This is a genomic window from Methylobacterium sp. NMS14P (assembly GCF_028583545.1).
Classification (GTDB): Bacteria; Pseudomonadota; Alphaproteobacteria; order Rhizobiales; family Beijerinckiaceae; genus Methylobacterium.
On the sequence record NZ_CP087106.1, the window covers coordinates 5,112,849 to 5,136,256 of the forward strand.

A 23,408-nucleotide genomic window follows, 5' to 3' on the forward strand; every position below is an offset into this window, starting at 1 on the left:
GAAGGAGATCTCGCATGAAGAAGACGACGTTCGCGCTTGCCGCTGCCGCCCTGCTCGGCGGCTTCGCTCTCGGTGCTGGTTCGGTGTCAGCTGCCCCGATGTCCGTCAGCGGCCTTCAGGCTAGCCAATCTGGCGTCACCCCGGTTCGCATGATGCACGGCGACCGTATGATGATGAAGAAGCGCATGATGCGGAAGCGGATGATGCGCCGCCGTATGATGAACCGCATGTAAGCGGCCATCCCGAACGCGGCGGCTCGACCCACGGGTCGGTCGCCGCGCCCCCCGTTGCCCAGGATACACCGCCATCGTGCCCCGCACCTACCTAACGCGTTCTGCCCCCGACACGGGCGAGGTCGAGCATCGGCGCTGGATGTTCCGGCATCCCCTCATTATCCGAGCGACCCATTGGATCAACGCCGCAGCGCTGCTCGTCCTGCTGATGAGCGGCCTGCAGATCTTCAACGCCCATCCCGCCCTCTACTGGGGCAAGGCCTCGACCTTCGACGCGCCGCTGCTGTCGATGAATTCAACCGAAGATGATCCGCCAAGGGGCATCACGACCGTGCTAGGCCACAGCCTCGACACGACCGGCTGGCTCGGCTCCTCGGCCGGAGCTGACGGCGAGCCGGCAGATCGCGGCTTCCCCTCATGGCTCACGCTGCCGGGCGACCAGGACCTCACGGGCGGCCGCAGCTGGCACTTCTTCTTTGCCTGGGCCTTCGTCCTGAACGGCGCCCTCTACCTGCTGTATGGCCTGCTCAGCGGGCAGCTTCGGTTCCGGGTTCTGCCCCAGCGCGACCAAGTCCGGCATTTCGGCGCCTCCGTGTGGGAGCACCTGACGCTCCGCTTCCCGCAAGGCGATGAGGCTAAGCGCTACAACATCATCCAGAAGCTCACCTACGCCCTGGTGCTGTTCGTGCTGCTGCCCGTGCAGGTGCTGGCCGGCCTCGCGATGTCGCCAGCGATGGACGCGGCCTTCCCGTTCCTGCTGACGCTGTTCGACGGGCGGCAGTCGGCCCGGACGATCCACTTCGTCGTGGCGGCCCTCTTGGTTCTGTTCGTCGTCGTCCATGTCGCCCTCGTCGTACTGTCGGGCTTCTGGAACAACATGCGCGGCATGCTCACCGGATGGTTCGTGATCGAGCGTAAGGTCGAGCCCGCGCAGACCGCGGACGGGACGGGAGGTGCCGCATGATCCGGCAGCCCAGCCGACGTTTCCTTCTGCTCGGCGCCACCGCCGCGGCCGGCACCGCGATGCTCGGCGGCTGCGACAGGCTCGGCGAGGCCGAGTGGTTCCGGCGAACGCTCAAGACCGGCGAGGACGCGAACCTGTTCGTGCAGCGGCTGCTCCTAACCGAGCGGACGCTTGCGCCCGAGTACGCCGAGGCCGACATCTCGCCTTGGTTCAAGCCGAACGGCACCGAGGATCCACCGGATAAGGCCTACAAGGCGCTGGAGAAGCGGCAGTTCGTGGACTACCGGCTGGAGGTCGGCGGGCTCGTCGAGAAGCCGTTCAAGTTGTCCCTGGCGGAGCTGCGCAAGCTGCCGTCCCGCACGCAGATCACCCGGCACGATTGCGTCGAGGGCTGGAGCGCCATCGGAAAGTGGACCGGGGTCCCGCTCTCCGAACTCCTCGATCGCGCGATGCTGAAGCCGCAGGCGCGCTACGTCGTGTTTCACTGCGCCGACACCATGGATCAGGGCGAGGATGACGCAGACGCAGGAGACGACACCGAGCAGGGCGATGCACCTGCCGGTAATGCCAATCCGGCCATGACGAAGCAGTCGGGCGGTGGCGAGAGCAAGCGGGACGCGGGCGGCCAACAAGCTGACGACGACAGCGCGGCCGGCGCATCCGAGCCAGTGCGTTTCTACGAGACCATCGACCTCGTGGACGCCTTTCACCCGCAGACGATCCTGGCCTACGAGTTGAACGGGCAGGCACTGCCGGTCGCCAACGGCGCACCGCTGCGGCTGCGGCTGGAACGCAACCTCGGCTACAAGCAGGCCAAGTACGTGATGCGCATCGAGGTGGTCGAGAGCTTTGCGCATATCGGCCAGGGCAAGGGCGGGTACTGGGAGGACCAGGGCTACGCTTGGTACGCAGGTATCTGAACGCTCAGTATCCCAGTGGCCGATAGGCAGGCGTAGGTCCCAGATCGCGAAAGGGAGCAGCTACCGCTACGCGTTCTTCACAGCAGGTGGCACAGTGCGCCACCAGGTCGATCCGGCCCGAGCACCGCTTCTTCTACCCGATCGACTGGGCACAGCTTTCGACCGCGATATCGGACATGCGCTCGGAAGTGGGCTGCCGGCGCCATCACGAAACGGTTCTTGAGATGCGGGTCGCCAACTGTGACGGGCTCCGGGATCGGGCTCGTTGCCATAGCTCCTCAGAACGTGATGGCAACGGCGAACGGACCGTGGGTCAGCCCTTCAGGAATGCGACGAGATCACCGTTCAGCCGCTCGGCATGAGTAAACGGGATCGCGTGCGGAGCGCCCTCATAGACCTTGAGCTTGGCGCTGGGGATCGCGGCTGCGGTAGCCTTGCCCGACACGTCGATCGGCACGGTCTGGTCGTCGTCGCCGTGGATGACGAGGGTCGGCACGCGGAACGCGCTCATGTCGGCGCGGAAATCGGTCTCTCCGAAGGCGGTCACGCTAGCGATCGTCGCCTTTGGCGAAGCCAGCATCGCGAGGTTGCCGGTCCACTGGATCAGGTCGGATGAGACCGGCGACGAGAGCATTCCGACTCCAAAGAAGGTCTTGGAGAAGGTCGCCATGAAGTTCGGACGGTCTTTCTTCAATCCATCGATCATACCCGCGAACACGGACGGATCCACGCCCTTGGGATTGTCGGCGGTCTTGAGCATGTACGGCGTCACCGCCGAGACCAGCACCGCTTGGGTGACCCGGGCGCCGCCGTGCCGGCTCATGTAGCGGGCGATCTCGCCTCCACCCATCGAGAAGCCGATGAGAGCGACGTCCTGCAGGTCGAGGGCGTCGAGCACAGCCTTCAGGTCGTCGGCGAAGGTATCGTAGTCGTAGCCACCCCAGGTCTGGTCCGAACGGCCGAAGCCGCGGCGGTCGTAGGCGACCGTACGCAATCCCGCCTCGGTGAGCGCCGGCTGCTGGAACTCCCACATGTCCGCGTCGAGCGGCCAACCGTGGATCAGCACGACCGGCCGACCGCTGCCCCAATCCTTGTAGAAGAGCTGCGCTCCGTCCTTTGCCGCGAGGAAGGGCATGCCGGTATCTCCGTTCGGTCGTGATGTCGGGCGGGGAAGGCCCGCTGGGCAGCGACGGTTCCCACGCGGTGGACGTAGGGATTAAGGCGCCCTGCCTTGCGGAAGGCTACGGCCTCACACCTGGACGCATCATGGTCAGGTTGCGACCGGGTTCGTCGGCAATCTGAAGCATGGCTGCCCCTGCCGCGACGAAGCCAGCCATCGCCCTCACATCAGAAGGCTGCTTCGGATCACGCGAGACCGCGTCGGCCTCTCGCTGCAGGCGGACGTTGCAGGCACGTGACGGTATCCCACCGTTCGGCGTGCAGGCATCATGGCGAGCGCAGGCAGCGTCGAGGGGGTCGATCGGCGGAAGTGGGGCGTTGTTGCCAGGGCCGCAATAGTTGCCATGGATCAGCATTTTCGGCTCAACTATGGCACCGGGTTCGGCCAGGGCGGGTGTCACGATGCCTATGGCGAGAAGGAGCGGTATGACGGTTCTGCACAGCATGGTTTGATATCCCGAGACGAGCACGCCCCCCTCAGACGGCTGGTATCGGGCGCTGCCTGACAGCGTCCCGGATATAGAACTGACCACCGAACAGCGGGTTTCGGTACAAGCCATGCACCGCATCGGGCGAGGCGTGACGCGAACAAACTCTATGAGTGGTAAGAGAAGGTACGGGTCGTCGATGGCTAATTGCCAAAGCTGTGAAGGGCAAAGGAGCCCCGCCACCCATTTTGCGACGGATGGCGGGGTGAGGCGCTATCAACGACCCATGGTGCCAGAAGAGCCACCCGTTCCGTTGCCCATCGAGCCGGAACTCCCGGCCGAGCCGGTTCCCATTGAGCCGGAGTTGCCCGTACCCATGCGGCCACCCGTGCCGGTCCCATTGTTCATCTGACCGCCCGTACTCATGCCGGTGCCGGATCCGCCACCCGCACCCATTGAGCCCCCCGTTCCTGTGGAACCACCGCTCATGCCGGCACCACCACCGGTGCCTGCGCCACCTGCTCCCCCGCCGGCTGCACCTCCTTGGGCGAGCACGAAGCTAGTGCTTCCAACAAACACAGCGGCAGCGATCAAAGGCAGGCGCAAAGTTCTGGCGTTCATCTCAAACTCCCTGTGTCATTCACGGAGATCCTTGGGAGGATCTTGACCCGCAAACCACGTCAACGATGAGATGTTCCTGCCTATGATCGAGTCACGATCTGAGTTTTTGATAATTTTATCCTGAATTTACATATGTTATAATTCACGCTTGCCCTTAGAATGGTCATACAGTCCGAGTAAGTGCGCTCATTTTATAGTCGGTGACTGTTCCGCCAGCGGCAGCCATCTCGACATGCATCTCCATGCTCAGCCGGAACAGCATGTCCCCACTGGCATCTCTCACGTTCATAGTGAGCTGCTGTCCGCGTTCCTCCGCATTTGCGACGAGGTGCTCAGCCAGCAGTCGCGTGCCGTATTTCAAGGCCGCGCCAGGATCGCTCAGCAGGATACCATCGCCGTCCGGAGCCCCACGTTGGCCGCATACAAGGTCGAAGAAGTAACGCTTGGGCATGCCGATACCACCTACGCCTGCTCGTCTGCTCGGTTCATGCGAAGGCGTGCGCGAACGGCCCGTCGTGCGGCCCGATCGCCGTCCTGTCGCCGAGCAGGCTGCGCCCCGAGGCGATGATCTGAACCGTCTGGCGGCGGTCGCACGCCGTTCTGGCCATCACCTCCAGGTCGCGCAGGTACGTGATCACCGGTTGACGCTGAACTTTACTTAAGTTAAGTACGCCATCGACCTTGGCAGAGACATCTCGCTCGACTTGAAGCCAGAACTCGATCGGCATCATCATAGGTTGTTCCACGTCGAGCCTCCTGCTGGCCGATGATAGACAGGCTCCGATACCTTTCTCGTGCGCACAGCGACTTAAGTTAAGAGAGGGTGAATTCGGTGCGCGGATCTGCCATGATCAAAAACGACCGTCGCCCGATCCCAAATGTCGCGCGGTTTCTCACCCATGTGAGTGTGCCCGTCGTCCACGTACGATAAGGCCCCCCGATCGCTGGCTCCGATCCGAGCCGTCAGCGGCTGTGAGAGTCTTGCGCTCCCGGCTCATCGCCAGAGGGAGCGCGCCACGTGCCCCGCTACTTCTTCGACATCCACGACGGCGGCTCTACACGGGACGACACCGGCACCGAGTGCGCCGACGAGGAGGCGGCCCGCAAGCTCGCGATCCGCACCCTGCCGGACACCGCCCGGGATGAGATCCCCAGAGACGGAGATCGACGCGCCTTCATCGCCCTGATCCGTGACGAGGATGGACGTCCGGTCTTCTCGGCGACGCTGAGCTACTCCGGGGTGTGGCTCAACCGCTGAGCGCGAACCTATGTACCGCCTGCGGATTGTGAGACACCGATCTGAAGCCTACGCGGCGATGGCCGCGGGTGGTAGCTGCGCGGCGCGGATATCGGCCGGTGGCCGGAACCCGTGTCGCTCGATCAGCCACGTCTCATTGTAGAGATCTCGGAACGCCAGCAGGGCGTGGCGCAGATCCTCGACCGTATCGAAGTGCTCGACCCACAACAGGTTCTCCTTGAGGGTGCGGATGAAGCGCTCGGCGCAGCCATTCCCCTCCGGGGCGCGCACGAAGGCGGGCGAGCTCGCGATGCCCAGGAACGCGAGCTCCGCCTGGAAGGCGTCCGCCATGTACTGGCTTCCGTGATCGTGCCGGACGCTCAGGCCGGAGGCGATCTCGGCCGCGAAGCCACCGAAGCGCTGCCGCACCCCTTGGCGGATCGGCTCCAGCGCCTCGAAGCGCGTGGCCCGGCGGGCCGCATGGATGCCCACGCACTCGGCCGAGCAGTGATCGATGGCCACGAACACCGCGACCTGCCCCTCGGCCGTCCAGGTGGTGGTCAGGTCGGTGCCCCACATCGTGTCGACCCTGTCCGGGATGATGGTGCCGTCGTGGTTGCGCGGACCGCGCGGTGTGCCGACCCGCGTGGGGGCCAACAGGTCGTGGGCGCGCATCAGGCGCAGCACCCGGCGCTTGGAGGTGCGCACGCCCTTCATGCGCAGCCGTGCCCAGACCTTGCGATGGCCTTCGCCGTGGAAGGGGCTGTCGGTCAGGATGGCGCGGATCCGCAGGAGCAGTGCGGCATCCAGCATCGCCCCGACCGGGCCGGGCCGCCGCGCGGGATCGGACCCGGCCTCCGATCCGAGCCCTGAGCGGGGCGGTGAGAGATGCCGGTGGACGGTGGCGCGCGACACGCGCCAGATCCGGCACACCCGAGCCAGCCCGTAGACGCTGCCGCTGGCCGGCGAGACGGTCCGGCTCATGGCCGCGACCGCCTGCGGGCCAAAGGGCCGGCGCCACGCGCCTCCAGGGCGGCGACCTTGGCCTCCAGCAGCTCGCGCTCCAGCAGCATCTCGCCGAGCTTGGCCTTGAGACGCCCGCTCTCCAGCGCGTCCGCATCGAGGGGCCGGGTGGACAGGCTGGCCTCGCCCGCCGCCAGGAAAGCATCGCGCCAGCCCGACAAGGTCGCCGCCGTCACGCCCAGGCCGCGCGAGACGCTCTCCAGGTCCTCACCACGCAGAAGCCGCAACACCGCGTCCCGCTTGCGCTGCCGGGACATGCGCCCACCCCGGCCAGGTCCGACCGAACCGGCAACCGCTCCTGTAGTCGTCGTCATCGTTCTCACCCCTGAGGCGGAGACCGTCCGCTAACGGGGTGTCTCAAGCAACCGTGGGGCGGAGGACCACGCTCTCACCGTGTACGATCGTGGACATCCCGGCCGCGACCATCCGCGACCTGACGGAGAACCATCCGCGCATCACCCGGGCGCTGTGGTGGGCGACGCTGGTAGACGAGGGCATCCTGCGGGAGTGGTTGTCTAGCATGGGCCAGCGCGAAGCCCCGGAACGCTTAGCCCACCTGATCTGCGAGCTGCTCCTGCGCCTGCGCTTGGTCGGCATCGCGGATGAGGGCGGCTACGATCTACCCCTGACGCAGATCGACCTCGCAGACATTTTGGGCATGACCAGCGTGCACGTGAACCGCACGCTACGGCATTTGCGGCAACTCGATCTGGTAGACTTCAAGCGCAGGCGGTTGACCATCTCAGACGTGGCGCGGTTGAAGACATATTGCAGCTTCGACCCCGCCTATCTGCATCTGCGACCAAGCCGTCCTGCCGACGGGCGGTAGTCGATGCTAGATGGCTGTCGTCCGAGCGGCCATAACCCCGTGGCTGTTCCGCCGCATGCGGCAAAACCTGCTCTTTAATGTGCATCAGCAGACAGTTGGGTTGAGCAGCGTTCAGATCGGGCGACGCCTGAATGAGCGACCCACTTGATGCCCCGGTTCTACTTCCACATCCGCGACGGTCGCGATCAGTTTGACACGGACGGCACCGAGTTGCCGGACGAGGAGACAGCGCACGTCGCGGCGATCCGTTTGACGGGGGCGGTCCTGCAGGACGAGGCAAGGCGCATCGCCACCATCGATTGTTGGACTATGGATGTGACGGACGCGACAGGACGTCCCGTGTACCAGGTCGGCGTCAACGTCAGCGACCGCCGCGTTTCAACACGAGGGAACGAGTCCGAACGGCGATGAGCCGGATCGGCGTTCGTTCTATGCGATGTCCGCTTTTCCGCCGCTCCGCCCTTAAAGCGGAGCGGCGGCTTTCGGCCAGATTCCGTCACACCGGATCATCAGTGCGCGCAAAATCAGACATTCGACTTTGCGCCCAACCCGGTCATTCGGCCCACTCCGGCGCCTACTCCGAAGCGGACGCTCCAGCAGCTTAGCGCCTAACGCAACGGACCAAGAGCACCTGAACACGCTCATCGACAAGCTCAAGGCTGAGAACGCTGCCGCCCGTCCCATGGGTAGGCCGCCGAGGACGAGGCCGCGCGTCCGGTCTGCTTCGCCAAGGTCGAGAACCAACTCGATCGCTTCTGCGCCGAGAAGTTCTGGGACTGCGTCATGCGCGAGGTCGCCGAGGTCCTGGCCGAGCGCGGGGCCCTGACACCGGCCAAGATCCTTCCCGAGCTCAGGACCTGGACCGTCCGCGGGGCGGCGCTCCGCCGGGCGCCGCTCACCGCCGCCGTGCTCAGGAAGAAGATGGACGTCCGCGTCTCCTTCGGACGCTACTTCGAGCACCGGGACGAAGGGCGCTACTCACGCAGGGCCGGATAGGCCGCGACAACGACGGTCCATCCCGTCCCGCCGGCCTCGACCCGAACCGAGAGCAAACACCCCTGAATCAGCCGCGGAGCGGCGGCGGCTTGCGGCCCTCGGGGAGCATATCCCGCAAATGGTCGTGCACGATCCGGGCGCTGAACGGCTTGGCGATGAAATGCGCGCCGTCCGGAAGGTCGTCCGGACCCGGCGTGGCCTGCCCGGACGCGACGACGATGCGGATGTGCGGCCAGTGGCCCGCGGCGTGGCGGGCGAGGGCGAACCCGTCCAACTCCCCGGGCATCTGGACGTCGGTGAACAGCACGGAAAGGTCGGGGTGCCGTTCCCGCAGCAGGACCAGCGCCGCGTCGGCATCCGTGGCTTCCAGGGTCTCGAACCCGGCGTCTTCGAGGATGTCCAGCGCGTCCATGCGGATGAAGGCATTATCGTCGACGACGAGGGCGCAGGGGCGGGACTGTGGGGTGGGATCGGTCATGGCGGGGATTAAAGCCCGTCCGCCGTGAAAGGCTCCCTGACCTCCGGCGTCGATGAAAACCCGTCGTGCGTGTGCCCGGTGTCGTCAGGCTGCGCCATGTGCGTCCAGCAAAGTTCGCGCATCACGCCCGCGGCCGGCGCCACGACCCGGCGACCATGGAACGCGAGCCGCGGGACATCGACCTGGAAAACAGTCCCCGCATCCGCTACGAGTTCATCAAGAGTTGCCGCGTGTACGCCGGCGTCCGGAGCGTCCTCAGTTCGGCTCGTCGCCCCGGGTCATGCCCGTCGTCGCAACACGCTCGGCGAGATCCTTCAACTCCTGGCGAAGGTCGGCGAGGTCGCGTTCGCCGAGGCCGGTGCGGCAGACGACGGCCTGCTGCGCCTCCGAGACCCTGTCCTCCAGCAGCCGACCCGCCTCCGTCAGGCCGACGAGGACGACGCGCCGGTCCGCGGCGCGGACCCGGGTGACGAAACCCGCCGCCTCCAGCCGGTCGACCAGGGGCGTGACCGCGCTGGACGAGAGTTGCAGGCGGGCGGCCAGGTCATGCACCGCCGTCCCCCCGTCTTGCCAGAGCGCCAGCATGACGAGGTATTGCGGGTAGGTCAGGCCGAGCTCGCCCAGCAGCGGCCGGTAGGCGCGCACCACCGAGTTCGTCGCGGCGTAGAGGGCGAAGCAGAGCTGGTCATCCAGCATGAGCCCGCGTTGCTTCGTCGATGTCGCCATTGACCGGCGCTCCGTCCAGACGTTAATCGTTCACGCGTGAGCGATGCTGTCAACCAGCCGCCACGGTGGATCGCCTCGGGGTTCAAGGAACGCTCCCGGACCGGATGGAGGGCGCCGCGGCGACAGCCTCGGTGGGGTGCCTGGGCGGCCCACGGTCGCCGGCCGGTTCCTCGGTGTCGTCCGATTACGTCGACGGCGCAACCGGCATGGCGAAGGTCGGGACATCGGGAGCGGGCTCATGGATGCGGTCAGCGCGCAGGACATCGTCGACACCGTTCCGTCGAGCCTGCTCGTGCTCGACCTCGACCTACGGGTGCAGTCCGCCAACCGAGCCTTCTACCGAACCTTCGCGGCCGCTCCGGACGAGACCGTCGGGCAGGCCTTGTTCTCGCTCGGGAACGGGCAATGGGACATCCCGGAGCTGCGCAGACTGCTCCTGGAGATCGTGCCGCGCGACGAGGCGGTCGAGGGCTACGAGGTCGGGCACGACTTCCCCGGCATCGGGGTGAAATGCATGCGGCTCAACGCGCGCAAGGTCCATCGCGAGGGCGACGGCGCCCCGTTCCTGCTCCTGGCCATCGACGACGTCACCGAGGAGCACCAGGCCCGCAAGGAGGCCGAGCGTCAGAGGAGCCTCGCGCAGAGCATCGTCGACACCGTGCGCGACCCGCTCGTCGTCCTTGAGCAGGAAATGACCGTGGTCGCCGCCAGCCGGGCGTTCCTGCGCCTGTTCGGGGGCGAGGCCGGCGACCTGACGGGGCGGTCCCTGTACGACCTCGCCCAGGGCCAGTGGCGGGTCGGTCGGCTGCAGGAACTGCTCGGCCGGATCGTGCCCGACGACGAGACCATGGACGGGTTCGAGGTCGAGGACGAGTTTCCAGATCTCGGCCGGCGCATCTTCAAGCTCAACGCCCGGAAGGTGTTCCGCCCCGGCAACCACGTCACCCGGCTGCTGCTGGTGTTCGAGGACGTGACCGAGGCGCGCATGCTGGAGCGTCACCGCGACCTGCTCGCGGCGGAACTCGCCCACCGCATCAAGAACAGCCTGCAGATCATCACGGCCTTCGTGTCGTTCGAGATCCGACGGGCCGCCGAGCCTTGCCTTGCCGGATACCGGGCGATGCAGGCGCGCATCGGCGCCGTGGCCGAGCTGTACGACGTGATCTCCCGGTCGGCCACGCTCGGCCCGGTGCCGGCGGACGCCTACCTGAACGGCATCGCCGGCAGCCTGCGGTCGAGCCTGCTCGGCGAGGGCCGCGGCGTGTTCATCGCCGTGGCCGCCGACCCTGTCCCGGTCAGGGCCGAGCATGCCGTGACGCTCGGGCTGGTCGTCAACGAACTCGCGACCAACGCGGTCAAGTACGCCTTCCCGGAAGGCAAGGGGCGCATCGAGATCGGCTTCCGACGTCAAGAGGACGGTGTCACCCTGACCGTCAGCGACGACGGCATCGGCCTGTCGGCTCCTGGTGCCGGCAACGCCTCGTCGGGCCTGGGATCGCGCTTCGTCGAGGCGTTCGTCCGGCAGCTCGGCGGGACCATGGCTACCGCGGCCGGGTCCCCGGGGACCACCTTCACCGTGCGGCTGCCCCTCTCCATCTTCGCCGAACCGTGATCCGGAAGTGGGCGAAGGGCGTTCCCTCGACGTTATTGTGGGAATCGTCGAGATGACCCGATGCCGGGTTTGCAGGCCCCGTCGACCCCATGCCGTGATTGGATGATCTTTTGGCGCCTTGCACTCCGACCGTCATGCATGTGGAACGACAGGGCGCAGAGGCGACGGGGCGGGAGGCGCGGCGGCTCGCGGCGCTCGCCGGATACGCCATGCTCGACACGGCGCCTGAGGCGGAGCTCGACGACATCACCCGCCTGGCCGCGCGGATCTGCGGCACGCCGGTCTCGCTGATCACCCTTGTCGACGACGTCCGCCAATTCTTCAAGGCGCGGTCGGGCTACGCGGGCGCGGAGGACGCGCCGCTCGATTCCGGCTTTTGCCCCTTGGTCGTGAATGCCGGCGCGCCGCTCATCATACCCGACGCAAGCTCGGACCCGGCCTACGTGGGGAACCCGGCGACCCGCGACGCCGGCGTGCGCTTCTACGCAGGCGTGCCGCTGCTGACGTCCGACGACCTCGTGCTCGGGACGCTGTGCGTCGTCGACGGCGACGCTCATCCCGGGGGGCTGGAGCCGACGCAGATCGAGGATCTCCAGGCGCTCGCCCGGCAGGTCATGGCTCAGTTCGAACTTCGCCGGGCCGTGCGCGAGCGCGACGAGGCATTGCGCCGACAACGGGCGGACGAGGCCCGCCATAGGCAGGTCCTCGCCAGCGCGGTGGACTACGCCATCGTCACGACGGATCTGGACGGCCGCGTCTCCGGTTGGAATGCCGGCGCCGAGACCATCCTCGGATGGAGCGAGCCGGAGGCGCGCGGCCGCCACGCCGACCTGTTCTTCACGCCCGAAGACCGGGCCGACGACATCCCGGAGAGCGAGATGCGGGCGGCGCGCGAGGAGGGCCGCGGCAACGACGAGCGCTGGCATCTGCGCAAGGACGGCTCGCGGTTCTGGGCGATGGGCGAGATGATGCCGTTGACCGCCGAGGACGGCGGCCACGTCGGCTACCTCAAGATCCTGCGCGACCGCACCGAGGAGCGCCGCCGCGGCGAGCGCCTGCATCTCCTGGCCCGGGCCGCCGCCGAGTTGCTGTCGGCCGCCGACCCGGACGCGGCGCTGGTCCCGATCCTTGAGGCGGGCACGGAGGCGCTCGGCTTCGACCAGACGTACATCTACGTCGCGACGGCGGACGGGGAGCGCCTCGCGCTGACCCAGTCCGTCGGTCTCGGGCCGGAGTTCAGGGCGGTCCTCGGCGACGTTTCCTGCGACCTACCCCTGTGCGGGATCGTGGCCCGGACGCGCAAACCCTTCGTGCTCCCGGATATCCAGAAGAGCGGCGAGCCGCGCCACGCCATGGCGCGCGAGGCGGGACTGACCGCCTTCGCAGGCTACCCGGTGATCAGCCACGGCCGGCTATCCGGGGTGATCTCCTTCGCTTCGACCCGGCAGGCCGCCTTCGACGTGGAAACGCTGTCCTTCTTCGCCACGGTCGCGCAGTTCCTGTCCACGGCGCGCGGAAGGCTCGACGACGAGGCGGCGTTGCGGGCCAACGAGACGGACCTGGAACGGCAGGTCGGGGAGCGCACGCGCGCCTTGATGATGGCCGAGGAGGCGCTGCGACAGTCGCAGAAGATGGAGGCGGTCGGGCAACTGACCGGGGGCGTCGCGCATGACTTCAACAACCTGCTGACCATCATCCGCTCGTCGGTCGACTTCCTGCGCCGTCCCGACCTCGCCGCCGAGCGCAAGCAGCGCTACCTCGATGCCGTTTCCGACACGGTCGAGCGGGCCGCCAAGCTCACGGGACAGCTCCTGGCCTTCGCCCGGCGCCAGGCGCTCACCCCGGAGGTGTTCGAGGTCGGGGCTCGCCTGCGCGCCGTTGGGGACATGCTCGACACCGTGACCGGTGCCCGCATCCGAGTGGTGTTGGAGATCGAGGGGGCGCCCTGCCACGTCCGCGCCGACGTCAGCCAGTTCGAGACGGCCCTCGTGAACATGGCGGTCAACGCGCGCGACGCCATGCAGGGAGAGGGAACCCTCACCCTGCGGCTCGTCTGCGGCGCCGCCCTGCCGTCGATCCGCGGACATGCCGGATCGGCCAGCCCGTTCGTCGCCGTGTCGCTGACCGACACGGGCAGCGGCATCCCGGCGGAGGCGCTGCCACGGGTGTTCGAGCCGTTCTACACCACGAAGCCCGTCGGCCAGGGCACCGGGCTCGGGCTGTCCCAGGTGTTCGGCTTCACCAAGCAGTCCGGCGGCGACATCGCCGTGGAGAGCGAACCGGGCCGGGGTTCGACCTTCACCCTGTACCTGCCGGAGGTGCCGGCGCCGGTCGTCGTCGAGGGCACCCGGGCGACCGAGGTCCCTGCCGCCACCGGGCTCTGCCTGCTCGTCGTCGAGGACAACCTGGAGGTCGGTCGCTTCGCCACGCAGATCCTTGAGGATCTCGGCAACGAAACGGTGTGGGCAACCAACGCCGAGGAGGCCCTCGTCGAGATCGAGCGGACGCCAGGCCGGTTCGACGCGGTGTTCTCCGACGTCGTCATGCCCGGCATGGGCGGGGTCGCCCTCGCGGAGGAGCTGCGCCGACGCCTTCCGGACCTGCCGGTGGTCCTGACGTCCGGCTACAGCCACGTCCTCGCCCAGGACGCCTCGCACGGGTTCGAGCTCGTGCACAAACCGTACTCGGCCGAGCAGCTCTCGCGCATGCTCGGCAAGGTCACGGCTGTGCGCCGCGACCGCATCGCCCGGTAGGCCTGCCGACGGTCGCAGACGGGGCAGGGCGCGCCTCTTCCGGACCTGGCTGAAACTTTTCTGGACGAGCCCTCGTACAGGCCGGCGTACGCCCGGCCAGGGCGTGGCGCGGCGCCCGGCCTCGGCGCCCGAAAAGTTGCGCCTGACAATCACCAGACGGGCGTAATTTATTCGTGAAATCAGGAACTTGCAGCAAGACAATCGCCTTGCCTCCTTGTGCGAAGGGGATTCCTCTCCCGTACAGGAGACATCGAATGAAGATCACCACCGTCGCCCTCGCCGCCTCGGTCCTCGGGGGCATCGTTCTCGGCACCGGCACCGCCTCCGCGGGCCCGAACGGCCTTCAGGCCGCCCCGGCCGGCGTGACCCAGGTTCGGATGAGCAGCAACGAGCGCATGATGATGAAGAAGCGCATGGTGCATAAGAAGATGATGAAGCGCCGGATGATGAAGCGGAAGATGATGATGAACCGCATGTAAGCGGCCATCCCGAACGCGGCGGCCCGGCCCGCGGGTCGGTCGCCGCGCCCCGCGCTCACCTGGATTGCTGCCTACGTGCCCCGCACCTACCTGACGCGCTCCGCCCCCGACACCGGCGAGGTGGAGCATCGGCGCTGGATGTTCCGGCACCCCGCCGTCATCCGGATCACCCACTGGCTCAACGCGCTCTGCCTCCTCGTCCTGCTGATGAGCGGCCTGCAGATCTTCAACGCCCACTCGACCCTGTACTGAGGCAAGGCCTCGACCTTCGACGCGCCGCTGCTGGCGATGTCCCAGACCGAGGACGACCCGCCCAAGGGTATGACAGCGGTGTTGGGCCACACGTTCGACACCACCGGCTGGCTCGGCTCGTCGGCGGGTTCGGACGGCGAGCCGGCCGACCGCGGCTTCCCGTCCTGGCTGACGCTGCCGAGCGACCAGGACCTCACCGGCGGCCGCAGCTGGCACTTCTTCTTCGCCTGGGCCTTCGTCCTGAACGGCGCCCTCTACCTGCTGTATGGCCTGCTCAGCGGGCAGCTTCGGTTCCGGGTTCTGCCCCAGCGCGACCAGGTCAGGCATTTCGGCGCCTCCGTGTGGGAGCACCTGACGCTCCGCTTCCCGCAAGGCGATGAGCCCAAGCGCTACAACGTCATTCAGAAGCTCACCTACGCCGTCGTGCTGTTCGTGCTGCTGCCGGTGCAGGTTCTGGCCGGCCTTACGATGTCTCCGGCCATGGACGCGGCCTTCCCGTTCCTGCTGACGCTGTTCGACGGGCGGCAATCGGCGCGGACGGTCCATTTCGTCGTGGCCGCCCTGCTGGTCCTTTTCGTGGTCGTTCACGTCGCCCTGGTCGTGCTCTCGGGCTTCTGGAACAACATGCGCGGCATGCTCACGGGCTGGTTCGTGATCGAGCGCCGGATCGAGCCCGCCCCGGTGGCCGACAACCTGGAGGACCGCGCATGATCCGGCAGCCCAGCCGACGGTCCCTCCTGCTTGGTGCCACCGCGGCCGCTGGCACCGCGATGCTCGGCGGATGCGACCGCCTCGGCGAGCCCGAATGGTTCCGGCGCACGCTCAAGACCGGCGAGGACGCCAACCTGTTCGTCCAACGGCTGCTGCTGACGGAGCGGACGTTGGCCCCTGAGTACGCCGAGGCCGACATCTCGCCGTGGTTCAAGCCGAACGGCACCGAGGACCCGCCGGACAAGGCCTACAAGACGCTGGCACGGCGCAAGTTCGCGGATTACCGCCTGGAGATCGGCGGGCTGGTCGAGACGCCGCTGAAGCTCTCGCTGGCGGAGCTGCGCAGGCTCCCGTCCCGGACGCAGATCACCCGCCACGATTGCGTCGAAGGCTGGAGCGCCATCGGCCAGTGGACGGGTGTCCCGTTGGCCGACCTTCTGGGGCAGGCCAAGCTCAAGCCTGAGGCGCGCTACGTCGTGTTCCACTGTGCCGACACGATGGACCAGGGCGAGGACGACGGCGCGGATGCGGCGAACGATGGCGACCCGGGCGGCCAGGAGGCTGGCGGCAACGCCAACCCGGCCATGACGAAGCAGTCCGGTGGTGGAGAGGACAAACGCGACTCCGGCGGGCAGCAGGCCGCGGATGCCGAGCCGGCATCCGAGCCGGTGCGATACTACGAAAGCATCGACCTGGTGGACGCGTTCCACCCGCAGACCATCCTGGCCTACGAGATGAACGGCAAGCCGCTGCCGTTGGCGAACGGGGCGCCCTTGCGCCTGCGGGTGGAACGCAACCTCGGCTACAAGCAGGCCAAGTACGTGATGCGCATCGAGGTCGTGGAAAGCTTCGCCGGCATCGGCGAGGGCAAGGGCGGCTACTGGGAGGACCAGGGCTACGCTTGGTACGCGGGGATCTGACCCGCTGCGGCAAGCCCCGGTCCGGCGCCGGGGCTAGCGCTCCGCGATGAGTTCCCTGATCCGCGAGGCGAGAGCCTCCATCGCGAACGGCTTGGTCAGCACCTGCATGCCGGGGTCCAGGTGCCCGTGGCCGAGCACCGCGTTCTCGGCATAGCCGGTGATGAACAGCACCTTGAGGTCCGGGCGCCGTTCCCGCCCGGCGTCGGCCATCTGACGCCCGTTCATTCCACCCGGCAGGCCGACGTCGGTCACCAGCAGGTCGATGCGTACGTCCGACTGCAGCACCTTGAGGCCCGCGACGCTGTCGGCCGCCTCGATGGCCGTGTAGCCCAGATCCGCCAGAACCTCGGTGACCAGCATGCGCACGGAGGGTTCATCGTCCACGATCAGCACCGCCTCGTCCCGCCCGGCGCGGGCAGCCTCGGTCAGCCTCGGCATCGCGTCGTCGGTATCGGCGTCGCCGTAGTGGCGCGGCATGTACAGGCACACGGTCGTGCCCTGCCCGACCTCCGTGTAGATCCGGACCTGTCCCCCCGACTGCTTGGCGAAGCCGTGGATCATCGAGAGACCGAGGCCTGTGCCCTGGCCGATGGGCTTGGTCGTGAAGAAGGGCTCGAACACCCGGGCGACCACCTCCGGCGACATGCCGGTGCCGGTATCCGTCACGCACACCGAAAGGTACTGGCCCTCCGGGACGTCGTGCTTGACCGCGGTCGGTCGATCCAGCCACTTGTTGGCCGTCTCGATGGTGATGCGACCGCCGTCCGGCATGGCGTCGCGGGCGTTGATGCACAGGTTGAGCAGCGCGTTCTCAAGCTGGCCCGGGTCGATCAGCGCCGGCCACAGGCTCGCGGCCCCCACGACCTCCAGGGCGACCTGCGGACCGATGGTCCGGCGGATCAGTTCCTCCATGCCGGCGATGAGGCTGTTCACGTTCGTCGGCTTGGGCGTCAGCGTCTGCCGGCGCGAGAAGGCGAGCAGGCGGTGGGTCAGCGCGGCGGCCCGCTTGGTCGCCCCCTGCGCGACGGTCATGTAGCGGTCGAGGTCGCCGAGCCGTCCCTGGCCGATGCGGGCCTGCATCAGTTCCAGCGAGCCGGAGATGCCGGCCAGCAGGTTGTTGAAGTCGTGCGCCAGGCCGCCGGTCAACTGCCCGACCGCCTCCATCTTCTGGGACTGGCGCAGGGCCTCCTCGGTCCGGGCCAGTGCCTCCGCCTGCTCCCGTTCGACGGTGACGTCCCGCCCCGTCGCATAGGCATAGTCGCCGGCGGGCGCAGCGACCCAGGATATCCAGCGGAGGGAGCCGTCCCTGTGGCGGTAGCGATTGACGATGCGGGGCTGGCCGCCGACGGCGGCGAGGGTGTTCGCATCCGCCGTCCCGGCCCGGTCGTCGGGAACGATGAACTCGTTCACGTGATGGCCGACGAGTTCCTCGGGCGCGTAGCCGAGCATCGTCGTCCAGGCCGGGTTGACGCGCCGGAACACGCCGTCGAACCCGATGACCAGCAGGAGGTCGGGCGAGGTATTCCAGAGGGTGTTGAGCTCCAGGGTGCGCTCCTGGACCTGCTGTTCAAGCGTGTCGTTCAGCGTCCGGAGCTCCTCCTCCGCACGCTTGCGGGCGGTGACGTCGTTGAAGAAGATGGCGATGTGCCGCTCGGCCGGGTCGCCGACCCGGATGGCGCGCACGTCGAACCAGCGTTCGAACGCCTCCGCGTAGCTCTCGAAGTTTGCCGGCTCGCCGGTCGAGGCGACGCGCCCGTAGGTCTCGAACCAGAACCGCTCAAGGTTGGGCGCGAACTCGGTGACCCACTTGCCGCGCAGGTTGACGCCGGCCTGTCGCTCGAAGGCGGGATTGGCCTCCAGGAAGCGGTAGTCCACCGGCCGGTCGTCGACGTCGAATTTCACCTCGACGATGGCGAAGGCGGTTTCGACCGTCTCAAGCAACGTCCTGAAGCGGTCCTCCGTCCGACGGAGCCGCTGGCCCGCCTCGTGCTGGCCGGTGCGGTCGCGCACGATCTTGACGTAGCCGCGGTGGCTGCCGTCGTCGCCGCGCAGCGGCATCAACTCGCCGGAAGCCCAGAACTCGGTGCCGTCGCGGCGGAGGTGCCACCGTTCGTCCTCCGCCCGATCCTCGGCGAGGGCGGTCCGCATCTCCGTCGCCGGTATTCCGGCGGCTCGGTCCCTTTCGGTGTAGAGACGGTCGGCCGGCGTACCGAGGATCTCCTCGCGTCGCCAGCGAAAGATGGCCTCCGCCCCTGCGTTCCAGTCCGTGACGATGCCGTCGAGATCGGTCACCACGACCCCGAAGTCGATGGCGCTCTCGATGACATGCTGAAGGTGGCGTCGTGCGGGCATGGTTCCCTGTAGCCGATTCCCCGGCGAAAGTTGGGCCCGCCCGTCCGAACCGTTGGCGGTCGCCATGCCGCGAAACGGGCCATGGAACTCGGCATGGCTTCGCGTCGGCCTTGCCGTCGCACCGTCGTCAGTGGGCCGCGGACGACCGATGGGGCGCGAGCATGCCGGCGCTGGTGGCCAACGGGACGTCGAGCGTACAGCGCAGCCCCATGGCTCCCATGTCGAGGGCGACGCAACCGTCGAGCTCGCGTTCCACGCTGGCGCGGATCAGGCGCGCCCCGAAACCCGGCCGCCCAGGCGCCCCGCCCGACGGGGTGCCCTCCTCGACCCAGTCCAGGCACAGGCGGCGCGCGCCGACGTCGTCGACCGTCGTCCGCCAAGTAATGCACACCGTCCCATCCTCGACCGACAGCGCGCCGTGCTTGGCCGCGTTCGTGACGAGCTCGTGGATCGTCATGCCGAGCGACAGCACGTGCCGGGCCGGGAGGTCGATATGTGGCCCGTCGACGGCGAAGCGGTCGGGGCCGTCGCGGTAGGGGCCGATCTCGCCCTCAAGCACCTCGTGCAGGGGAGCGCCCGACCAGTCCTCCCGGGTGAGCAGGTCGTGGGTCTTCGACAGCGCCAGGATGCGCGCCTCCAGCCGCTCCCCCGGAGCCTCGCCGCCGCGGCTTGCCTGACGGGCGAGGGCCTGGACGGTGGCAAGGGTATTCTTCACCCGATGGTTCAGCTCGTGCAGCAGCGTGACCTGCCGCTCCTGCATCTCGCGTCCCCGGGTGATCTCGTCCCGCAGGTCGGCCTCGTTGCGCTGCAGGCTCGCGGCCATGCCGTCGAGCTTGCGCCCCAGACGCCCGAACTCGTCGCCGCGGGTCATGCCGATCCGGGTGGACAGGTCGCCCTCGCGCCACGCGGCGGCGGCTCGGAGCAACCGGTCGAACGGGCGGCGGATGAAGAAGCGTGCGGCCAGGAGGGCGGCGCCGAGTGCGAGCAGGACGCCGAGCCCGATGAGGACCAAGCCGCGGCGGGTCGCAGCGTCGACGTCTGCGAAGGCGACGTCCCGGTCGCGCCCCACCGTGACCCAGACCCCGGCGGCCGGTCCCTTGGGGGTGGCGTTGGCGAGGACGCGCTCGCGTCCGTCGATGCCGAGGTCGACCCGTACGCCCTCGCCGCGTTCCGCGAGGATCTTCTGTCGCTCGCCGGGAATGGGCTTGCCGACCCACTCCTGCCCGTCGGGCCGGCGGATCATGATGACCTTGTCAGGGTCCGCGACGGTCAAGGTGGTCGACGGAAGCCGCAGGTCCTTCTGCAGGTGCAGCGACAACCAGTCGAGGTCGACGGCAGCGACGAGGACGGAGGCGACCGCGCCGTCGGGCCCGGGGAGTGGCTTGGCGAAGTGGACGCTGTCCTTGCCCGTGGCGACCCCGCGGGCATAGCCGCCCATGGCGAAGCCACCCTTGGCCATTGCGGCGCGATGGTAGGCCCGGCCGGCGTTCGAGTAGGACCCTGGCGGCGAGCCGATGCTGTTGCATACGACGGTTCCGTCCGGGCGCGTCAGCGCAAGGAGGTTGAGGTGGGGCAGGTCGGTGGCGGCGCCGCGGAGGTAGTCGGTACACGCGGCGGGATCGAGGGCGAGCACCCGCGGGTCGCGGGCGACCAGGTCGAGCGACTGCCGGACCGTGTCGGCGACCTGGGCGAGGTCGTCGGCCACCGCGCGCGCGGTGGCCACCGTGTCCGTGCGTACGGCCTCGTCGCGGGAGGCGCGCAGGGCATACTCGTTGTAACCCTGGATGGCGAGCGCCGGCGCGAGGGCGAGCAGGACCAAAAGGACGATGCGCGTGGTGAGCGTCATTCCGCGATCATCCCGCGGACGCGGGCCGCGAGGGCGCCGACGGGGAACGGCTTCGTCGGCACCGCCCTCGCCGGTTCGAGGTGGCCGGGGCCGGGCGCGGCGCTTTCGGGGTAGCCGGGGAGGCCGAAGTCCATGACGCGCGGGTGAGCGGACCGGTCTCGCCGCGGGACCGCCGCACGCATGGCCTCGCCGCCGCGCGGGGAGTTGTCTTTGGTACGCATAATCTCAGCGGCTTACCGCGTGAACGGTCGAGGGGGCGTTCCGGTGGTCCCGATAGTCGTTCTCGCGCTCGTCCAACAGGCGCAGGGCCGCGCGGATCACCTCGCTGAAGTTGCCGTAGCGTCCCGAGGCTAACAACCGTTCGGCGACGGCGTGCAGCTCGGGACTGAGCGAGATGGTGACGGATCGGCGTGTGACCATGTCGGTCCTGTCGCCTGTGTGACCTGTTCACACAATGAGCCAGGTCGTCACGGCTTTCGTGGTTTGCTTCTCAGGCGCGGGGGAGCGGGATGCGGACGCCGATCTGCAGCCCGTCAGCCTGGTGGCACGCATCGACCTCCGCCGCCGTCTGGGCCGTGAGGATCTTGTTCAGGAGACGCGTCCCGAACCCCGTTCGGGAGGGAAGCGTCGGCGGCGGTGCGCCATGCTCCGTCCACGCCCAAGCCAGCCACGGCCCTTCCGGGCCATCCTCGATGCCCCAGGTGACCTCGACGCTCCCGCCCGGCCGGGACAGCCCGCCGTGCCGGAGGGCATTGGTTGTCAGCTCATGTAGGGCCATGCTGACCGGTACCGCGAGTTCGGACGGGAGGTTGAGACCGGGCCCGCTCAACGTGACCCTGCCCCCCTCGTCATAGGGGTCGAGCTCGGCACGGAGCAGGCCCTCGAACGAGGCGACCTGCGCCTGGTCCTCGGTGATCAGCGCATGCGTCCTGGCGAGCGAGAGGATGCGGCCACCGAACGCCCGGGCGAATTCCTCCATCGTGACCGACGAACGCATGGTGGCGTTCAGGACGGCCTGGACGGTGGCCAAGGTATTCTTCACCCGGTGGTGGAGTTCGCGCACCATCAGTGCCTGGCGATCCTCGAACGCGCGCCGCTGGGTGACGTCCCGCTGGGCCGAGACCCAGTTGGTGATGCGCCCTTCCGCGTCGCAGACCGGGGTGATCAGCCATTCGACTCGATAGGTCGAGCCGTCCTTGCGATAGTTTAGTGCCTCGCCTTGGAAAGCCTCGCCGGCGAGCAGGGACTTTCGTGCCGCGTCGAGGGGTGCCCGTTCGGTTTCCGGTCCCTGGAGGAAGCGGGGTGAGCGCCCGACGACCTCGTCGGGTGCATACCCGGTAAGGCGGACGAAGGCAGGATTGGCGTAGAGGATGACGGGACCGGGCTCGTCGAGGACCGCGGTCGTGATCAGGACGGCCTCCCCAGTGGCCTCGACCGCGGCCAATAGAAGGCGCAAGTCTATCCCGTTGAGGCCTTCATCCACTCGCCGCGACAACCCTACACCCCTTCGCCCAACCCGGCCGTTTCCAGAACCCGCTATGGCGTGGATTAGGCGATCAACCGAGCCTTACAACCCGTCGACCGACCGGCGGTTGCGGCCAGGCTTGCGTGGACTCCGAACAGTTTGTGTGTCCCCGTCGACTGGCGTCTGCGTTTCCTCGTGGACACCGCCGCCGAGTTTGATCCTCGTCGTGGTGGACGTGCCGGTCGTCGCTGCGGGGGCCGGCAGCACGAAACTGAAAGTCGTGCCGCGGTCGAGAACGCTTTTCGCGTTCAGGACGCTGCCCTGGCGCTCGACCAGGTCCCGGCACAAGAGCAGGCCCAGACCACTGCCACGCTCTCCCGCCGTGCCGTTCGTCGTCGTCCGCCGGTCCAGCCGGAACAGGTCGTCGACCTTGCCAGGCGGCATGCCGACCCCGGTGTCGGTGACGGAGATCTCGACATCGCCGCCGGTGCGCCGGCCGGCAAGCGTGACGGTCCCGCCGGGGAGCGTGAACTTGACGGCGTTGCCGACAAGGTTGCGCAGCACCGTGGTGAGCATGTCCCGCTGGGCCCGGACGATGACCCCGCCGCAAGAGGCCTCCAGGTTCAGTCCCTTGTCGGCGGCGGCCTCGGCAGCACCCTGCATCACCTCGGTCGCGACGGCATCGAGGTCGACGTCGGTCAGGGTGACGGCCATCGTGTCCATCTGCAGGCTCGCCCAGGAGAACAGGCTTTCGAGCAGGTCATAGGCCTGCGTCGCCGCCTCGTGGATGCCCTTCGCCCGGCGCTCGATGGACGCCGGGTCGCGCGCCGCGACGGCGTTGCCCAACACCTCAGACAGCCCGAGGAGTGCCTGGAACGGGTTTCGCAGGTCGTGGGCGATGATCGAGAACAGCAGCGACTTCTGCCGGTTCAGCGTGTCGAGTTCGAGCGACTTCGCCTCCGCCTCCCGCCTCGCCGCGGCGAGCTCCTGTTGGAAGGCCTGCCGGGCCGCGGCATAGCGGATCGCCCGGGCCAGGCCTGAGGGCGTGACCTCGGCCTTGTCGAGGTAGTCCAGCGCGCCGGCCCGCATCAGCCGGGTCGCGAGGTCCGGGTCGGCCTCGCCGGTCAGCATCAGTACCGCCCGCGCCTGCCCCTCGGCCGCCAGCAGCGTCCTGAGCAGCGCGAAAGTGTCGATGCCCGGCAGCCGGTAGTCGAGCAGCACGCAGTCGAAGGTTTCCTCCGCGGCGAGGCGCAAGCCCTCGTCGCCTCCCGGCGCGTCCGTCAGCGTGTGCTTAAGCCCGGACTTGGCGAGCGCCCGGCGCACAGCGGCGCGGTCGACCGCATCGTCGTCGATCAGCAGGATGCGGGTGGGGGTCGTCACGGGG

At 68.1% G+C, this 23,408-nt stretch carries 23 protein-coding genes and 1 pseudogene; 12 read left to right on the forward strand and 12 right to left on the reverse strand.

From position 1 onward, the window contains the following. The first annotated feature begins 14 nt into the window (after positions 1–14). The 3 genes from LOK46_RS24315 to LOK46_RS24325 all read left to right on the forward strand — a co-directional run bounded on the left by LOK46_RS24315 (position 15) and on the right by LOK46_RS24325 (position 2,117). Positions 15–233, forward strand: coding sequence for a hypothetical protein (locus tag LOK46_RS24315; RefSeq protein WP_273560933.1), 219 nt, complete (start codon positions 15–17; stop codon positions 231–233). 76 nt (positions 234–309) lie between these two features. Further along, on the forward strand, positions 310–1,197 hold the full coding sequence (locus tag LOK46_RS24320; protein WP_273560934.1) for a cytochrome b/b6 domain-containing protein: 888 nt from the start codon (positions 310–312) through the stop codon (positions 1,195–1,197). After that, positions 1,194–2,117 (forward strand): molybdopterin-binding protein, encoded by a 924-nt coding sequence (locus LOK46_RS24325; RefSeq protein WP_273560935.1) that lies wholly within the window; start codon positions 1,194–1,196, stop codon positions 2,115–2,117. Before LOK46_RS24320 ends, LOK46_RS24325 begins: the two co-directional genes overlap by 4 nt. Before the next feature lie 313 nt (positions 2,118–2,430). On the opposite strand, the gene LOK46_RS24330 is transcribed toward LOK46_RS24325, so the two are convergent. From LOK46_RS24330 to LOK46_RS24345, 4 genes are all read right to left on the reverse strand, one after another. After that, entirely contained in the window at positions 2,431–3,252 is an 822-nt protein-coding gene (locus LOK46_RS24330; protein WP_273560936.1) for an alpha/beta fold hydrolase, read from the reverse strand. Positions 3,253–3,358: 106 nt separating this feature from the next. Next, complete coding sequence (locus LOK46_RS24335; protein WP_273560937.1) at positions 3,359–3,742, reverse strand: hypothetical protein; 384 nt, start codon at positions 3,740–3,742, stop codon at positions 3,359–3,361. 766 nt (positions 3,743–4,508) lie between these two features. Then, complete coding sequence (locus tag LOK46_RS24340) at positions 4,509–4,796, reverse strand: DUF6894 family protein (RefSeq protein ID WP_273560938.1); 288 nt, start codon at positions 4,794–4,796, stop codon at positions 4,509–4,511. A gap of 34 nt (positions 4,797–4,830) precedes the next feature. Continuing rightward, positions 4,831–5,079, reverse strand: coding sequence for a hypothetical protein (locus LOK46_RS24345; RefSeq protein WP_273560939.1), 249 nt, complete (start codon positions 5,077–5,079; stop codon positions 4,831–4,833). Between the two features lie 284 nt (positions 5,080–5,363). On the opposite strand from LOK46_RS24345, the gene LOK46_RS24350 reads away from it, so the two are divergent. After that, on the forward strand, positions 5,364–5,603 hold the full coding sequence (locus tag LOK46_RS24350; protein WP_273560940.1) for a DUF6894 family protein: 240 nt from the start codon (positions 5,364–5,366) through the stop codon (positions 5,601–5,603). A 48-nt stretch (positions 5,604–5,651) separates the two neighbouring features. On the opposite strand, the gene LOK46_RS24355 is transcribed toward LOK46_RS24350, so the two are convergent. Next, a protein-coding gene (locus LOK46_RS24355) for an IS3 family transposase (RefSeq protein ID WP_273560941.1) occupies positions 5,652–6,919 on the reverse strand; the annotation gives its coding sequence in 2 pieces (ribosomal slippage) (positions 5,652–6,595 and positions 6,595–6,919; 1,269 coding nt in all). An 89-nt stretch (positions 6,920–7,008) separates the two neighbouring features. On the opposite strand from LOK46_RS24355, the gene LOK46_RS24360 reads away from it, so the two are divergent. The 3 genes from LOK46_RS24360 (at position 7,009) to LOK46_RS24370 (ending at position 8,430) form a co-directional block, all read left to right on the forward strand. Then, the gene (locus LOK46_RS24360) at positions 7,009–7,434 is read left to right on the forward strand and encodes a Crp/Fnr family transcriptional regulator (RefSeq protein WP_273560942.1); all 426 of its coding nucleotides are present in this window, start codon (positions 7,009–7,011) and stop codon (positions 7,432–7,434) included. A 147-nt stretch (positions 7,435–7,581) separates the two neighbouring features. Then, on the forward strand, positions 7,582–7,845 hold the full coding sequence (locus LOK46_RS24365; protein ID WP_273560943.1) for a DUF6894 family protein: 264 nt from the start codon (positions 7,582–7,584) through the stop codon (positions 7,843–7,845). 372 nt (positions 7,846–8,217) lie between these two features. Then, entirely contained in the window at positions 8,218–8,430 is a 213-nt protein-coding gene (locus LOK46_RS24370) for a hypothetical protein (protein WP_273560944.1), read from the forward strand. A gap of 67 nt (positions 8,431–8,497) precedes the next feature. Here LOK46_RS24370 and LOK46_RS24375 read toward each other — a convergent pair whose 3' ends face one another. Next, entirely contained in the window at positions 8,498–8,908 is a 411-nt protein-coding gene (locus tag LOK46_RS24375) for a response regulator (protein ID WP_273560945.1), read from the reverse strand. Between the two features lie 255 nt (positions 8,909–9,163). Continuing rightward, positions 9,164–9,634 (reverse strand): MarR family winged helix-turn-helix transcriptional regulator, encoded by a 471-nt coding sequence (locus tag LOK46_RS24380; protein WP_273560946.1) that lies wholly within the window; start codon positions 9,632–9,634, stop codon positions 9,164–9,166. Positions 9,635–9,872: 238 nt separating this feature from the next. On the opposite strand from LOK46_RS24380, the gene LOK46_RS24385 reads away from it, so the two are divergent. From LOK46_RS24385 to LOK46_RS24405, 5 genes and pseudogenes are all read left to right on the forward strand, one after another. Further along, the gene (locus LOK46_RS24385; protein ID WP_273560947.1) at positions 9,873–11,246 is read left to right on the forward strand and encodes a sensor histidine kinase; all 1,374 of its coding nucleotides are present in this window, start codon (positions 9,873–9,875) and stop codon (positions 11,244–11,246) included. A 209-nt stretch (positions 11,247–11,455) separates the two neighbouring features. Next, on the forward strand, positions 11,456–13,999 hold the full coding sequence (locus LOK46_RS24390; RefSeq protein ID WP_273560948.1) for a GAF domain-containing protein: 2,544 nt from the start codon (positions 11,456–11,458) through the stop codon (positions 13,997–13,999). 254 nt (positions 14,000–14,253) lie between these two features. Next, a complete protein-coding gene (locus LOK46_RS24395) occupies positions 14,254–14,478 on the forward strand; it encodes a hypothetical protein (RefSeq protein ID WP_273560949.1) in 225 nt (74 codons plus the stop codon). Positions 14,479–14,616: 138 nt separating this feature from the next. Further along, positions 14,617–15,441: pseudogene (locus tag LOK46_RS24400) on the forward strand (cytochrome b/b6 domain-containing protein). After that, positions 15,438–16,361 (forward strand): molybdopterin-binding protein, encoded by a 924-nt coding sequence (locus LOK46_RS24405; protein WP_273560950.1) that lies wholly within the window; start codon positions 15,438–15,440, stop codon positions 16,359–16,361. Before LOK46_RS24400 ends, LOK46_RS24405 begins: the two are co-directional and overlap by 4 nt. A 33-nt stretch (positions 16,362–16,394) precedes the next feature. Here the strand turns inward: LOK46_RS24405 and LOK46_RS24410 are convergent, their stop codons facing one another. From LOK46_RS24410 to LOK46_RS24430, 5 genes are all read right to left on the reverse strand, one after another. Continuing rightward, on the reverse strand, positions 16,395–18,713 hold the full coding sequence (locus tag LOK46_RS24410; protein WP_273560951.1) for a hybrid sensor histidine kinase/response regulator: 2,319 nt from the start codon (positions 18,711–18,713) through the stop codon (positions 16,395–16,397). A gap of 127 nt (positions 18,714–18,840) precedes the next feature. Then, positions 18,841–20,559 (reverse strand): sensor histidine kinase, encoded by a 1,719-nt coding sequence (locus LOK46_RS24415; protein WP_273560952.1) that lies wholly within the window; start codon positions 20,557–20,559, stop codon positions 18,841–18,843. Between the two features lie 225 nt (positions 20,560–20,784). Further along, positions 20,785–20,979, reverse strand: coding sequence for a type II toxin-antitoxin system ParD family antitoxin (locus tag LOK46_RS24420; RefSeq protein ID WP_273560953.1), 195 nt, complete (start codon positions 20,977–20,979; stop codon positions 20,785–20,787). Positions 20,980–21,049: 70 nt separating this feature from the next. Further along, the gene (locus LOK46_RS24425) at positions 21,050–22,042 is read right to left on the reverse strand and encodes an HWE histidine kinase domain-containing protein (protein WP_273560954.1); all 993 of its coding nucleotides are present in this window, start codon (positions 22,040–22,042) and stop codon (positions 21,050–21,052) included. An 84-nt stretch (positions 22,043–22,126) separates the two neighbouring features. Then, positions 22,127–23,404, reverse strand: a complete 1,278-nt coding sequence (locus LOK46_RS24430) for a hybrid sensor histidine kinase/response regulator (RefSeq protein WP_273560955.1) — start codon at positions 23,402–23,404, stop codon at positions 22,127–22,129. Between the last annotated feature and the right edge of the window lie 4 nt (positions 23,405–23,408).

What these genes read in the sequence shown, in the direction of transcription:
- LOK46_RS24365 (WP_273560943.1), top strand. Translation starts at nt 7,582, where the DNA reads ATGCCCCGGTTCTACTTCCACATCCGCGACGGTCGCGATCAGTTTGAC.
- LOK46_RS24385 (WP_273560947.1), top strand. Translation starts at nt 9,873, where the DNA reads ATGGATGCGGTCAGCGCGCAGGACATCGTCGACACCGTTCCGTCGAGC.
- LOK46_RS24345 (WP_273560939.1), bottom strand. Translation starts at nt 5,079, where the DNA reads ATGATGATGCCGATCGAGTTCTGGCTTCAAGTCGAGCGAGATGTCTCT.
- LOK46_RS24415 (WP_273560952.1), bottom strand. Translation starts at nt 20,559, where the DNA reads ATGACGCTCACCACGCGCATCGTCCTTTTGGTCCTGCTCGCCCTCGCG.
- LOK46_RS24390 (WP_273560948.1), top strand. Translation starts at nt 11,456, where the DNA reads ATGCTCGACACGGCGCCTGAGGCGGAGCTCGACGACATCACCCGCCTG.
- LOK46_RS24395 (WP_273560949.1), top strand. Translation starts at nt 14,254, where the DNA reads ATGAAGATCACCACCGTCGCCCTCGCCGCCTCGGTCCTCGGGGGCATC.
- LOK46_RS24410 (WP_273560951.1), bottom strand. Translation starts at nt 18,713, where the DNA reads ATGCCCGCACGACGCCACCTTCAGCATGTCATCGAGAGCGCCATCGAC.
- LOK46_RS24340 (WP_273560938.1), bottom strand. Translation starts at nt 4,796, where the DNA reads ATGCCCAAGCGTTACTTCTTCGACCTTGTATGCGGCCAACGTGGGGCT.
- LOK46_RS24405 (WP_273560950.1), top strand. Translation starts at nt 15,438, where the DNA reads ATGATCCGGCAGCCCAGCCGACGGTCCCTCCTGCTTGGTGCCACCGCG.
- LOK46_RS24325 (WP_273560935.1), top strand. Translation starts at nt 1,194, where the DNA reads ATGATCCGGCAGCCCAGCCGACGTTTCCTTCTGCTCGGCGCCACCGCC.
- LOK46_RS24335 (WP_273560937.1), bottom strand. Translation starts at nt 3,742, where the DNA reads ATGCTGTGCAGAACCGTCATACCGCTCCTTCTCGCCATAGGCATCGTG.
- LOK46_RS24330 (WP_273560936.1), bottom strand. Translation starts at nt 3,252, where the DNA reads ATGCCCTTCCTCGCGGCAAAGGACGGAGCGCAGCTCTTCTACAAGGAT.
- LOK46_RS24380 (WP_273560946.1), bottom strand. Translation starts at nt 9,634, where the DNA reads ATGGCGACATCGACGAAGCAACGCGGGCTCATGCTGGATGACCAGCTC.
- LOK46_RS24315 (WP_273560933.1), top strand. Translation starts at nt 15, where the DNA reads ATGAAGAAGACGACGTTCGCGCTTGCCGCTGCCGCCCTGCTCGGCGGC.
- LOK46_RS24370 (WP_273560944.1), top strand. Translation starts at nt 8,218, where the DNA reads ATGCGCGAGGTCGCCGAGGTCCTGGCCGAGCGCGGGGCCCTGACACCG.
- LOK46_RS24420 (WP_273560953.1), bottom strand. Translation starts at nt 20,979, where the DNA reads ATGGTCACACGCCGATCCGTCACCATCTCGCTCAGTCCCGAGCTGCAC.
- LOK46_RS24375 (WP_273560945.1), bottom strand. Translation starts at nt 8,908, where the DNA reads ATGACCGATCCCACCCCACAGTCCCGCCCCTGCGCCCTCGTCGTCGAC.